Source organism: Streptomyces sp. NPDC092952, from assembly GCF_044754785.1.
Classification (GTDB): domain Bacteria; phylum Actinomycetota; class Actinomycetes; order Streptomycetales; family Streptomycetaceae; genus Streptomyces.
The window spans coordinates 187,426-199,951 of sequence record NZ_JBIVPT010000008.1 but is presented as its reverse complement, the minus strand read 5'-3'; the positions used below and the strand labels follow the sequence as shown (position 1 = coordinate 199,951).

14 protein-coding genes are annotated in these 12,526 nt (G+C 71.9%); 13 read left to right on the top strand and 1 reads right to left on the bottom strand.

Annotation, left to right across the window (positions count from 1 at the left end; genetic code table 11):
- The first annotated feature begins 22 nt into the window (after positions 1–22).
- The 12 genes from lepB (ACIQGQ_RS21260) to ACIQGQ_RS21205 all read left to right on the top strand — a co-directional run bounded on the left by lepB (ACIQGQ_RS21260) (position 23) and on the right by ACIQGQ_RS21205 (position 10,592).
- Positions 23–766, top strand: coding sequence for a signal peptidase I (gene lepB / locus ACIQGQ_RS21260; protein WP_402398140.1), 744 nt, complete (start codon positions 23–25; stop codon positions 764–766).
- The gene (lepB, locus tag ACIQGQ_RS21255) at positions 759–1,826 is read left to right on the top strand and encodes a signal peptidase I (protein WP_402398138.1); all 1,068 of its coding nucleotides are present in this window, start codon (positions 759–761) and stop codon (positions 1,824–1,826) included. The genes lepB (ACIQGQ_RS21260) and lepB (ACIQGQ_RS21255) overlap by 8 nt, the downstream gene beginning before the upstream one ends.
- Complete coding sequence (gene lepB, locus ACIQGQ_RS21250) at positions 1,720–2,634, top strand: signal peptidase I (RefSeq protein ID WP_402398307.1); 915 nt, start codon at positions 1,720–1,722, stop codon at positions 2,632–2,634. The genes lepB (ACIQGQ_RS21255) and lepB (ACIQGQ_RS21250) overlap by 107 nt, the downstream gene beginning before the upstream one ends.
- A gap of 319 nt (positions 2,635–2,953) precedes the next feature.
- Positions 2,954–3,868, top strand: coding sequence for a signal peptidase I (lepB, locus tag ACIQGQ_RS21245; RefSeq protein ID WP_402398306.1), 915 nt, complete (start codon positions 2,954–2,956; stop codon positions 3,866–3,868).
- Between the two features lie 43 nt (positions 3,869–3,911).
- Complete coding sequence (gene lepB / locus ACIQGQ_RS21240; RefSeq protein WP_402398136.1) at positions 3,912–4,661, top strand: signal peptidase I; 750 nt, start codon at positions 3,912–3,914, stop codon at positions 4,659–4,661.
- Positions 4,651–5,139, top strand: a complete 489-nt coding sequence (locus ACIQGQ_RS21235) for an NUDIX hydrolase (RefSeq protein WP_352276331.1) — start codon at positions 4,651–4,653, stop codon at positions 5,137–5,139. The genes lepB (ACIQGQ_RS21240) and ACIQGQ_RS21235 overlap by 11 nt, the downstream gene beginning before the upstream one ends.
- 55 nt (positions 5,140–5,194) lie before the next feature.
- Positions 5,195–5,503 carry a DUF2469 domain-containing protein gene (locus ACIQGQ_RS21230; RefSeq protein ID WP_003965949.1) on the top strand — a complete coding sequence of 103 codons (309 nt, stop codon included), beginning with the start codon at positions 5,195–5,197 and terminating at the stop codon, positions 5,501–5,503.
- A 127-nt stretch (positions 5,504–5,630) separates the two neighbouring features.
- On the top strand, positions 5,631–5,990 hold the full coding sequence (locus ACIQGQ_RS21225) for a YraN family protein (protein ID WP_366296011.1): 360 nt from the start codon (positions 5,631–5,633) through the stop codon (positions 5,988–5,990).
- A 1-nt stretch (position 5,991) separates the two neighbouring features.
- Positions 5,992–7,617 (top strand): YifB family Mg chelatase-like AAA ATPase, encoded by a 1,626-nt coding sequence (locus ACIQGQ_RS21220; protein WP_402398133.1) that lies wholly within the window; start codon positions 5,992–5,994, stop codon positions 7,615–7,617.
- Positions 7,614–8,843: a DNA-processing protein DprA gene (dprA, locus tag ACIQGQ_RS21215; RefSeq protein WP_402398131.1), complete on the top strand. Its 1,230-nt coding sequence runs from the start codon at positions 7,614–7,616 to the stop codon at positions 8,841–8,843. Before ACIQGQ_RS21220 ends, dprA begins: the two co-directional genes overlap by 4 nt.
- A 239-nt stretch (positions 8,844–9,082) precedes the next feature.
- Positions 9,083–9,919, top strand: coding sequence for an RNA polymerase sigma factor WhiG (gene whiG / locus ACIQGQ_RS21210; RefSeq protein WP_402398128.1), 837 nt, complete (start codon positions 9,083–9,085; stop codon positions 9,917–9,919).
- Positions 9,920–10,025: 106 nt separating this feature from the next.
- The gene (locus tag ACIQGQ_RS21205) at positions 10,026–10,592 is read left to right on the top strand and encodes a helix-turn-helix domain-containing protein (RefSeq protein ID WP_366296145.1); all 567 of its coding nucleotides are present in this window, start codon (positions 10,026–10,028) and stop codon (positions 10,590–10,592) included.
- A 22-nt stretch (positions 10,593–10,614) separates the two neighbouring features.
- Here the strand turns inward: ACIQGQ_RS21205 and ACIQGQ_RS21200 are convergent, their stop codons facing one another.
- Positions 10,615–11,331, bottom strand: a complete 717-nt coding sequence (locus ACIQGQ_RS21200; RefSeq protein WP_402398126.1) for a peptidoglycan DD-metalloendopeptidase family protein — start codon at positions 11,329–11,331, stop codon at positions 10,615–10,617.
- A 277-nt stretch (positions 11,332–11,608) separates the two neighbouring features.
- Between ACIQGQ_RS21200 and rpsB the strand changes: the two genes are divergently transcribed.
- Complete coding sequence (gene rpsB / locus ACIQGQ_RS21195) at positions 11,609–12,505, top strand: 30S ribosomal protein S2 (RefSeq protein WP_402398124.1); 897 nt, start codon at positions 11,609–11,611, stop codon at positions 12,503–12,505.
- Positions 12,506–12,526: the final 21 nt, after the last annotated feature.

Below are 12,526 nucleotides of genomic sequence, written 5' to 3'. Positions count from 1 at the left end.
GGCCGGATAGGCTCTGGCCCCGATGGACACGGAAGCTGAGCTCTCGGAGCGCGATCCCTCCTCCGCACCCACGACGGTGCCGGGGGAGAGGTCGCGCTCCTTGCGTATTCCGGACCGGCCCGACGGTCCGACGAACTGGACCTGGCGACGGACCGCGCTCCTCGGGGCCGTCTGCGCGGTCTTCGTACTGCTCCTGAGCAATTACGTGGTGCAGCCGTATCAGATCCCCAGCGGCTCGATGGAACCGACGCTGGAGGTGGGGGACCGGGTGCTGGTCAACAAGCTGGCGTACCGTTCCGGCTCCGGGCCGCACCGCGGTGACGTGGTGGTCTTCGACGGCACCGGATCGTTCGTGCAGGAGCCCCCGGAGGAGAGCCCCGTCGCCGCCCTGGTGCACTCGGCGGCCGCCTCCCTCGGGCTGGCCGAGCCCGACGAGACCGACTACGTGAAACGCGTGGTGGGCGTGGGCGGCGACCGGGTGGTCTGCTGCGACGGGAAGGGTCGCATCGAGGTGAACGGCCGGCCGGTCACCGAGGACTACCTGTACCCGGGGGACGCGGCTTCCCGGGTGCGCTTCGACATCGTCGTCCCCGACGGCACCCTGTGGATGATGGGCGACCACCGCAGCAACTCCCGTGACTCCCGCGACCACCTCGGGGAACCGGGCGGCGGCATGGTCCCGGTCGAGAAGGTGATCGGCCGGGTGGACTGGATCGGCTGGCCGCTCGGCCGGCTGGGCTCGCTGCCGGGCGGGGGCCGTGGGTAGCCGCGGCCGCGGCCGGAGCGGGGACGGCCCGGAGGACGACGGACCCCCGGCCGCGCGCACCCCACGTACCAGGGTGGAGCGGCGGAAGCTGGCGCGCCGGGTCAAATGGCGGCGGCGGGGCTCCGCCGCCCGGGAGATCCCGCTGCTCATCCTGGTGGCGGTGCTGATCGCGCTCGTCCTCAAGACCTTCCTGGTGCAGGCGTTCGTGATCCCCTCGGGATCGATGGAGCAGACCATCAAGATCGGCGACCGGGTGCTGGTGGACAAGCTGACGCCCTGGTTCGGCTCCCGGCCCGAGCGCGGCGACGTCGTCGTCTTCCGCGACCCCGGGGGCTGGCTGAGGAAGGAGAGCGGCGCCAAGAAGGAGTCGCCGGTCGTCGTGAAGCAGGTCAAGGAGGCCCTGACCTTCATCGGGCTGCTGCCCTCGGACGACGAGCAGGATCTGATCAAGCGGGTCGTCGGGGTCGGCGGCGACACGGTGAAGTGCTGCGGCAAGGACGGCCGGATCACCGTCAACGGCGTACCGCTGGACGAGCCCTACCTCTACCCGGGGAATCCGCCCTCCCTCATCAAATTCGAGGTAAAGGTTCCGGAGGGCCGGATCTTCGTGATGGGCGACCACCGATCCGATTCGGCCGATTCCCGCTACCACCTGGACGACCCGGGACACGGCACGGTCTCCGAGGAGCAGGTCGTGGGGCGTGCCATGGTGATCGCCTGGCCGGTCGGCCACTGGCGAGAACTGGACGAACCGGAGACCTTCTCACAGGTTCCGCGGGCACGCGCCGGAACGACCGGCGCACCGGTCCCGTCGCATACGGTGGCGTCCCCCGATCTCAACGGATTGGCTCCTCTCCCGAGCCCTGCGGAACTTCCGCTCGTTATGGGAGTGGTGGGCCTGCACCGGCTAGGGAGCAGGCGGTGGCACGGAGTAAGGAGTGGATGTGGGGGATTTGGCCGTCGGCGCACGATCCGGACACGAGGAACCCGAGGACCGGCCGGGCCGTTCGGGCAACGCCGAGTCCGCCGGGGCGGCGGGTCACGCGAGGAGCGACGGTGAGACTCCGGACGGCGGCGGGGCGGTGAAGAAGCCGCGCTCCTTCTGGAAGGAGCTGCCCCTGCTCGTCGTCATCGCGCTCGTTCTCGCGTTGCTGATCAAGACGTTCCTGGTGCAGGCGTTCTCGATTCCCTCGGATTCGATGCAGAACACCCTTCAGCGGGGTGACCGGGTGCTGGTGGACAAGCTGACGCCGTGGTTCGGTTCGGAGCCCGAGCGCGGCGAGGTCGTCGTCTTCCACGACCCGGGCGGCTGGCTGGACGACACCCCCGAGGTCCACCCGAACGCGGTCCAGAAGTTCCTCAGCTTCATCGGTCTCATGCCCTCCGCCGAGGAGAAGGACCTGATCAAGCGGGTCATCGCGATCGGCGGCGACACGGTGGAGTGCAAGGAGAACGGCCCCGTCGTGGTCAACGGCAAGGCCCTGGACGAGAAGTCCTTCATCTTCCCCGGGAACACGCCCTGCAACGACGATCCGTTCGGCCCGATCAAGGTGCCCGAGGGGCGGATCTGGGTGATGGGCGACCACCGCCAGGACTCCCGCGACTCCCGCTACCACCAGGAACTGCCGGGCAACGGCACGGTCTCCAACGACGAGGTCGTCGGCCGGGCCTTCGTCGTGGCCTGGCCGATCGACCGCTGGGCGACGCTGCCCATCCCGAAGACCTTCGACCAGCCGGGGCTGAACGCCGCGCTGGGAGCGGCTCCCGGGGTGCTGGGTCTCGCCGGTGCCGTGCCGTTCGTGCTGTGGCGCCGCAGGCGGGCCGTTCTGGCCGACCGGCGTACCTCCCCGGCCGACAGCACGCCGTGATCCGTCGCGCCGTGCCGGTCCCGCGGACCCGGCGGGCTGTGCCACGGCCCGAGTCCGCGATATGAAGGACACCGGTGCTCCGGAACGGGGCACCGGGTGATACGGATGAACCGCCCTCCGGTTGTTCGGCGAGTACGCCGAACAACCGGAGGGCGGTTGCCGTGCGTGGGCCCCGGACTCCGGGAACCCGCCCGCGGCGATGCGGCCGGGAACGAGCAGCGGCACTGCGGAACTCCCGTTCGTTGTTCGGGGCAGTGGGCCTGAACGGACAGGGCCCCGGAGCAGGCGGGGCGCAGAGTGAGGACTGGATGTGAGTGACGTGGCTGCCGGTGCACGATCTGGACATGGAGAGCCCGCGGAGAGGCCCGGCCCGCCCGCCGACGCCGTCCCCGGCCCGCCGGAGCGGGCGGCGGACCCGGACACACCCGGGGCGGGGCGGACCGAGGACGGGGACCTCGACGACGAAGGGACGAGGAAGCCGCAGCGGCCGTTCTGGAAGGAGCTGCCGCTGCTCATCGTGGTCGCCCTGGTCCTGGCGTTGTTGATCAAGACGTTCCTGGTGCAGGCGTTCTCGATTCCCTCGGATTCGATGCAGAACACCCTTCAGCGGGGTGACCGGGTGCTGGTGGACAAGCTGACGCCGTGGTTCGGTTCGGAGCCCGAGCGCGGCGAGGTCGTCGTCTTCCACGACCCGGAGAACTGGCTGGCCGGCGAGCCGACCCCCGAGTCGAACGTGGTGCAGGACGTGCTGAGCTTCATCGGCCTGATGCCCTCGGCCAAGGAGAAGGACCTGATCAAGCGGGTCATCGCGGTCGGCGGCGACACCGTGCAGTGCGCGAAGGGGGGCCCGGTCAAGGTCAACGGGAAGGCCCTCGACGAGCCGTACATCTTCCCGGGCAACTCGGCCTGCGACGACAAGCCCTTTGGACCGTTCACGGTGCCCGACGGCAAGATCTGGGTGATGGGCGACCACCGGCAGAACTCCTGGGACTCGCGCTACCACATCGACGAGAAGACCAAGGGCTTCGTGCCCGTCGACGAGGTCGTCGGCCGCGCCGTCGTCGTGGCCTGGCCGATCAACCGCTGGTCGACGCTGCCCGTCCCGGACACCTTCGACCAGCCGGGGCTGAGCGCCGCCGCGGCCGTGGCCCCCGGTGCGATCGGCCTGGCCGGGGCGCTTCCGCTGGTGCTGTGGCGCCGCCGCAGGCTGACCGGCGGGCGTACCGCCGGGTAGGGTGCCGACTCGGATCGGTGATCACCGAGGTGGGGAGGCCGGGATGAGCGGTGAAGGACGTACGGGCGACGGCCGGAGCCGGCTCGGCGGTGTGCTGTCGGGTCTGGCGGTGGCCGTCGGCTGCGTGCTCTTCCTGGGCGGGTTCGCCTGGGGGGCCGTGGTCTACGAGCCGTACACGGTGCCGACCCAGTCGATGACCCCCACCGTGAACGCGGGCGACCGGGTGCTCGCGGAACGGATCGACGGCGGTGAGGTGCGCCGCGGCGACGTGGTGGTCTTCACCGACCCGGCCTGGGGCGACATGCCGATGGTGAAGCGGGTCGTAGGGATCGGCGGCGACCGGATCTCCTGCTGCGGCAAGGACGGCCGGCTCCGGGTCAACGGCCGGCCGCTCGAAGAACCGTATCTGCGGTACAAGGAGCGGGCCTCGGTCGAGGACTTCACGGCCGAGGTGCCCGAGGGCCAGCTCTTCCTGCTGGGCGACGACCGCACCGCCTCGCTGGACTCCCGGGTCCACCTGGAGGACGCGGGGAAGGGCTCGGTCCCCCGCTCCGAGGTGCGGGCCCGGGTGGACGCCATCGCCTGGCCGATGAACGGCATGGTGGACCGGCCGAGCGCCTTCGCCGGTCTTCCCGGCGGGGTCTCCTCGCCCGGACCGCTCCGGACCCAGCTCTGGGCCGTGGTCGTGGGCGTGGTGCTCATCCTGGGCGGCGCGGCGTACGGGCCGGTCGAGACGCTGCTCACCCGCTCGGCGCGGAACGGGCGGGAGAGGCGGCCCGCCGATGCGCACTGAACGGCGCAAGGTCGCCCGCGTGGTGCTCCTCGACCCCGACGACCGCATCCTGCTGCTGCACGGCTTCGAACCGGACGACCCGCGGCGCGACTGGTGGTTCACCCCCGGCGGAGGCCTGGAGGGCGACGAGACCCGGGAGCAGGCCGCCCTGCGCGAACTCGCCGAGGAGACCGGGATCACCGCGGTCGAGCTCGGCCCGCTGCTCTGGCGGCGGATGTGCTCGTTCCCGTTCGACGGCCGCCGCTGGGAGCAGGACGAGTGGTACTACCTGGCGCGCACGGACCGGACCGACACCGACACCAGCGGACAGACCGGGCTGGAGCGGCGCAGCGTCTCGGGGCTGAGATGGTGGACCTCCGCCGAACTGTCGGCGGCGCGTGAGACGGTGTACCCGACCAGGCTCGCCGGGCTGCTGCGCACGCTGCTCGACGAGGGTCCTCCGCGAACGCCACTGGTTCTCGACCCCGAAATCGCCTAGGGGCCGAGGGCCTGGCGCACAATGGGGGGACGCACGGCTGAAGGGGAACATGCCAATGAGCGCCGAGGACCTCGAAAAGTACGAGACCGAGATGGAGCTGAAGCTCTACCGGGAGTACCGCGACGTCGTCGGTCTGTTCAAATACGTGATCGAGACCGAGCGGCGCTTCTACCTCACCAACGACTACGAGATGCAGGTGCATTCGGTCCAGGGCGAGGTGTTCTTCGAGGTGTCGATGGCGGACGCCTGGGTCTGGGACATGTACCGGCCCGCGCGGTTCGTCAAACAGGTACGGGTGCTGACGTTCAAGGACGTCAACATCGAGGAGCTCAACAAGAGCGATCTTGAGCTCCCGGGCGGCTGATCCCGCCTCAGGAAGGGGCTGATTCCCTCTTCCGGGTGGCCGGGTTGTCCACAGTCCCGGAGTTGTCCACCAAGATCCACAAGCCGGGGCCGAAGGCGTCAGAGTCGGTCCCGGAGGTGGTGCCGAAATGAACGCACGGGGGGCACTCGGGCGGTACGGCGAGGATCTGGCGGCGCGGCTGCTGGCCGAGGCCGGCATGTCCGTACTGGAACGGAACTGGCGCTGTCGCGCCGGTGAGGTCGACATCGTCGCGATGGACGGCGACGCGCTCGTTCTCTGCGAGGTGAAGACCCGCAGGGCGGGCGCGTTCGAACATCCGATGGCGGCCGTCACGCCGGTGAAGGCGGAGCGGCTGCGGAGACTGGCCGGTATCTGGCTGGACCGGCACGGCGGCCCGCCGCCCGGCGGGGTCCGGATCGACCTGGTCGGGGTCGTGCTGCCCAGGCGCGGGGCGCCCGTCGCGGAGCATGCGCGGGGGGTGGCCTGAGATGGGGTTCGCACGGGCCTGTTCGGTGGCGCTCGTCGGCGTCGAGGGTGTGGTGGTGGAGGTCCAGGCGGACCTGGAGGCGGGGGTGGCGGCGTTCACCCTGGTCGGCCTGCCGGACAAGAGCCTGGTGGAGAGCCGGGACCGGGTCAGGGCCGCGGTGACGAACTCGGGGGCCGAGTGGCCGCAGAAGAAGCTCACGGTGGGCCTGTCGCCCGCCTCCGTGCCCAAGAGCGGTTCGGGCTTCGACCTCGCCGTCGCCTGCGCGGTGCTCGGGGCGGCCGAGCGGATCGACCCGGCGTCGATCGCCGATGTGGTGATGATCGGTGAGCTGGGACTCGATGGGCGGGTCAGGCCGGTACGCGGGGTGCTCCCGGCCGTGCTCGCCGCCGCGGAGGCCGGATACCGGCAGGTCGTCGTGCCCGAGCAGACGGCGGGGGAGGCCGCGCTGGTCCCCGGGGTCTCCGTCCTCGGGGTACGGAGCCTGCGGCAGCTGATCGCGGTGCTCTGCGAGGAGCCCGTCCCCGACGAGCCGGAACCCCACGAGGAGGGGCGGCCCGACACCATGCTGGCCGGGCTGATGGTGCCCGGCGAGGGCGTCGGCACCGGGCTCGCCCGCAACGCCGGGCACGGCGAGGGAAGCGCGCCGGACCTGGCGGACGTGGCGGGGCAGCCGCTGGCCCGCATGGCCCTGGAGGTCGCCGCGGCCGGGGGCCATCATCTGCTGCTCTCGGGGCCGCCGGGCGCGGGCAAGACCATGCTGGCGGAGCGGCTGCCCGCGATCCTGCCCCCGCTGACCAGGCAGGAGTCCCTGGAGGTGACGGCGGTCCACTCGGTGGCGGGCATCCTTCCGCCGGGCGAGCCCCTGGTCGCCCGACCGCCCTACTGCGCGCCCCACCACTCGGCGACCATGCAGTCGCTGGTCGGCGGGGGCAACGGGCTGCCGAGGCCCGGCGCCGTCTCGTTGGCCCATCGCGGAGTTCTCTTCCTGGACGAGGCCCCGGAGTTCTCGGTCCGGGTGCTGGACGCGCTGCGCCAGCCCCTGGAGTCGGGCCATGTCGTGGTGGCGCGCAGCGCCGGGGTGGTGCGGCTGCCCGCCAGGTTCCAGATGGTGCTGGCCGCCAACCCGTGCCCGTGCGGGCGGCACCGCCTCAACGGGGAGGGCTGTGAATGCTCGTCGGCCACGGTCAGGCGCTATCAGTCGAGGCTCTCCGGGCCGCTGCTCGACCGGCTGGATCTGCGGGTCACCGTCGCCCCGGTCCGGCGTGAGGACCTGATCGGCCAGGGCGGCAGGGGCGAGTCGACCGCCCTCGTCGCGGCCCGGGTGCGGGAGGCCAGGGCGCGGGCCGCGAAACGGCTGGCGGGGACGGGCCGGTCGACCAACAGCGAGGTGTCCGGCCATGAGCTGCGGACCGGCCTGGCCGCCGCTCCGGGCGCGCTCGCCGAGGCCGAGCGGGACCTGGCCCGGGGCATGCTCACCGCCCGGGGCCTGGACCGGGTGCTCAGGGTGGCGTGGACCGTCGCCGACCTGCGCGGGGCCGAGCGCCCTGAGGCGTCCGACGTCGCGCAGGCGCTGGAGTTGCGCACCGGTGTTCCGAGGGGCGCCCGGACGGGCGCGGGAGCGTCATGAACCGGGCGGTGGCGAAGGACCCGGAGGAGGGCGGCCGGGGACTGGGCGCGGAGGTCGGACCGGGTGGGGCGGTGAGCGGCGAGGAGAGGTTGGCGCGGGCGGCCCTGACCCGCATCGTCGAACCCGGGGACGAGCGCGGCGGGCGCTGGCTGCGCGAGTGCGGTGCCGTCGAACTGGTGCGGCGTCTCACCGGCACGGACGGTGCGGCGGAACGGCTCGGCGGCATGACCCCGAAGCGGCTCGCCGGGTACCGGCTGCGGGCGGAGAGGGCCGAGCCGGAACGGGACCTCGCGGCGATCACCGCCCTCGGCGGGCGGTTCGTCTGCCCCGGGGACCGGGAGTGGCCCAGTCAGCTGGACGACCTCGGGGATGTTCGGCCGACCGGACTGTGGGTGCGCGGCCCCCGCGACCTGCGGCTCTGGGCACTGCGCTCGGTGGCCGTGGTCGGCGCACGGGCCTGCACGCCCTACGGATCGCACATGGCGGCCGGACTCGGCGCGGGACTCGCCGAGCTGGGCTGGGTGGTCGTGTCAGGAGCCGCGTTCGGGGTCGACGGCGCGGCACACCGCGGCGCGCTCGCCGTGGGCGGGGCGACGGCGGCGGTCCTGGCCTGCGGGGTGGACGTCCCCTACCCCCGGGGACACGCCGAACTGATCGGGCGTATCGCGGAACAGGGGCTCGTCATCGGAGAGTTGCCCCCGTCCGATCATCCGACCCGCGGCAGATTCATCCAGCGCAACCGGGTCATCGCGGCGTTGACGCGCGGCACGGTCGTCGTCGAGGCGGAGTACCGCAGCGGTTCGCTGGTCACCGCCCGCTGCGCACAACGGCTCGGCCGCCTGTCGATGGGGGTGCCCGGCCCCGCGACCAGCGGACTCTCGGCGGGAGTCCACGAGCTGCTGCGCGGCGAGGCGGTCCTGGTGACCGATGCCTCGGAAATCGTCGAACTGGTCGGGGACATGGGGGAGCTGGCACCGGCCAGAACCGGCCCCGTACACCCCCGGGACCTGCTGGACCCGGTCACCGCCCGAGTCCTGGACGCGCTGCCGGGGCGGGGCGCCGCCGACGGGCGTGAGGTGGCGCGCACCGCCGGGACCAGCGCCGACGAGGCGCTCGGCCGACTGTACGAACTGCACTCACTGGGGTTCGTCGAACGGGATGGCGAGGGATGGCGGTTGGCGCCGCCGGCGACTCGCCGTGACGACGCGCGGCGGGGCGGTACTTGACCTGGGGCATTCGGGTGAAAAGGTGATGCCGATGACTTCGGTGGATCCCTCGGAGACGCCTCCGGGGCCGACGCGCGCCGCGACGGCCCCGGATCCCATTCATGTCGGATCGGCCGGATTCGCGGACCGCTGATCCCTTATCCTGCGCGGACCGCTACCTCACGGTCACGCTACGCTCACGAGGACCCCGACTCAGACATACGTCCCAGCACCCACAGCAGAACGGCTCAAGGCACCACATGCCCCAGCACACCTCCGGGTCTGACCGCGCGGCAGTACCACCGGCTGCGCGTGGCACTGTGCGCCCCCCTGCGCCCTCCTCGCTCGACGAGCTGTGGCGTTCGTACAAGTCCACCGGCGACGAGCGGCTGCGGGAGCAGTTGATCCTGCACTACTCGCCGCTGGTGAAGTACGTCGCGGGCCGGGTGAGCGTGGGCCTGCCGTCCAACGTCGAGCAGGCGGACTTCGTCTCCTCGGGGGTCTTCGGCCTGATCGACGCGATCGAGAAGTTCGACATCGAGCGCGCGATCAAGTTCGAGACGTACGCCATCACCCGCATCCGCGGCGCGATGATCGACGAACTGCGGGCGCTGGACTGGATCCCGCGCTCGGTGCGGCAGAAGGCGCGGGCGGTGGAGCGTGCCTACGCCACGCTGGAGGCACAGCTGCGGCGCACCCCCTCCGAGTCCGAGGTGGCCGCCGAGATGGGGATCGCCCTGGAGGAACTGCACGCTGTTTTCAGCCAGTTGTCGCTGGCCAACGTCGTCGCCCTGGAGGAGCTGCTGCACGTCGGCGGCGAGGGCGGCGACCGGCTCAGCCTCATGGACACGCTGGAGGACACCACCGCCGACGACCCGGTCGAGGTGGCTGAGGACCGTGAGCTCAGACGGCTGCTCGCACGGGCCATCAACACGCTCCCGGAGCGCGAGAAGACAGTCGTGACGCTCTACTACTACGAGGGCCTCACCCTCGCCGAGATCGGCAACGTCCTCGGGGTGACCGAGAGCAGGGTCAGTCAGATCCACACCAAATCGGTGCTGCAGCTGCGCGCGAAACTGGCCGACGCCGGGCGCTGAACCGCATCCGGCGCAGCGTGGCTTCGGCCACGCACCAGGGCCGTACGCTCCCTCCCGAACACCCTCGCCGTAGAGTGGACACGTGCCCAGGATTCGAGCGGCCTCGGTGGCCGAGCACCGGACGATGCAGCGCGGCGCCCTCCTGGACGCCGCACGCACCCTGCTGTCCGAGGGCGGCACGGAGGCGCTGACCTTCCCCGCCCTCGCCGAGCGCACGGGCCTGGCCCGGTCCTCGGTGTACGAGTACTTCCGCTCCCGTGCGGCCGTCGTCGAAGAGCTCTGCGCCGTCGACTTCCCGGTCTGGGCGGCCGAGGTCGAGCACGCGATGGAGCAGGCCGCGACGCCCGAGGAGAAGATCGAGGCCTATGTGCGCCGCCAGCTAGACCTGGTCGGCGACCGGCGCCACCGGGCGGTCGTCGCCATCTCCGCGAGCGAGCTGGACGCCGGGGCGCGGGAGAAGATCAGGGCCGCGCACGGCGGGCTGATCGCCATGATCGTCGAGGCGCTCGGTGCGCTCGGCCACAGTCGGCCGAGGCTGGCGGCGATGCTGCTCCAGGGCTCGGTGGACGCCGCGGTGCGGCGGATCGAACTGGCCGCGGCCGAGGAGCCGTCCGCGATCGCGGACACCGCCGTCGCCATGATCCTCCACGGCGTACGGGGCGCACAGGACTGACGCGGCACCACCGGAGCTCTCCCTACCGACCGGGTTCGGGTACACCGAACACCGGGAGCAGCCGGGACGGACCTCGACGCAGCAGCCGGGGCGGCAGCAGTGACAACGGGTCCAGGTAGGTGTCGCCGCGCCGCAGCCCCCAGTGCAGACAGCCCGAGGCGCAGTGGAACGGCCCGGCCTCCAGGGCGGCCACCTCCTGCCCCGCCACCACCTCGCCGCCCTCGGGAACCACCGCGCCCACCGGCTCGTACGTGGTCCGCAGCGGCGGGTCACCACTGCCGGACACCTCGACCACCAGTACCCCGCGCCCCGCCACACGCCCCGCGAACGCCACCTTTCCCGGTGCCGCGGCGAGTACCCGCGCACCCGGACCGGCGGCGAGGTCGACACCGCGATGGCCGCGCGCGTAGGGGCCGGCCGGGGGCTCCCAGCCCCGTACGACCGCGGGTCGTCCGGCCAGCGGCCAGCTCCGCGCCCCGTCGGCCCCCGTGCCCGGGGAGGGGGCCGGCCCTGGCTGCGGGGCCGGGGAGCCCACGGAATCCGGTGCGCCCGGCGGGGCGCCGGCCGTCGCGGCCGACGGGCCGCACACCGCAGCGAGCAGCCCCGCCACCGCGGCCGCCAGCACCCCGCGCACCCGTCTCCGCCCGGGCCAGGACCGGGGAAGGGCAGCGGCCGGTGCGGACGGGGCATCCGGTACGGGCGGGGCCCCCGGGGCCTTCGGATCAGTCGTGCATCGCATGGCGGAACCGTCCCGCAGTCCGCCGATCCGCGGGGATCTTGACCTGGAACTGTGGACGACGGACCCATTGTGGACAGCGCCGTCACCCGGCACCCGGACCGTCCCGTACACTTCTTACGGCGACCCGGGCCACCGGGTCGACTTCGCACGCCCCGCCACCTCCCTCTTCGCGGATGGTGGCCGCGCTCCTCGGTCCTTCGTGGCACGGCGCGTCGGGGCGTCAGGCGCGACAGCAATCCTGCGGTCGCGACAACCGAGCACCTCAAGGAGTACGGCCATGGCCGTCGTCACGATGCGGGAGCTGCTGGAGAGCGGCGTCCACTTCGGTCACCAGACCCGTCGCTGGAACCCGAAGATGAAGCGCTTCATCTTCACCGAGCGCAACGGCATCTACATCATCGACCTGCTCCAGTCGCTGTCGTACATCGACCGCGCCTACGAGTTCGTCAAGGAGACCGTCGCCCACGGCGGCTCCATCATGTTCGTGGGTACCAAGAAGCAGGCCCAGGAGGCCATCGCCGAGCAGGCGACCCGCGTCGGCATGCCGTACGTCAACCAGCGCTGGCTGGGTGGCATGCTCACCAACTTCTCCACCGTCTACAAGCGCCTTCAGCGTCTGAAGGAGCTTGAGCTCATCGACTTCGAGGACGTGGCCGCCTCCGGCCTCACCAAGAAGGAGCTCCTGGTTCTCTCCCGCGAGAAGGCCAAGCTGGAGAAGACCCTCGGTGGTATCCGCGAGATGCAGAAGGTGCCGAGCGCCGTCTGGATCGTCGACACCAAGAAGGAGCACATCGCCGTCGGTGAGGCGCGCAAGCTCCACATCCCGGTCGTCGCGATCCTCGACACCAACTGCGACCCCGACGAGGTCGACTACAAGATTCCGGGCAACGACGACGCGATCCGCTCCGTCACCCTGCTCACCCGCGTGATCGCCGACGCCGTCGCCGAGGGCCTCATCGCCCGTTCCGGTGCCGCCACCGGTGACTCGAAGCCGGGCGAGAAGGCCGCCGGCGAGCCGCTCGCCGAGTGGGAGCGCGACCTGCTCGAGGGCGACAAGAAGGCCGACGCCGAGGTGCAGTCCTCCGCCGAGACCGAGAAGGCCGCCGAGGCTGAGAAGACCGAGGCCCCGGCTGCTGAGGCCGAGGCCCCGGCCGCGGACGCCGAGCAGGCCTGACACCCGTCACGGCTGCGGACG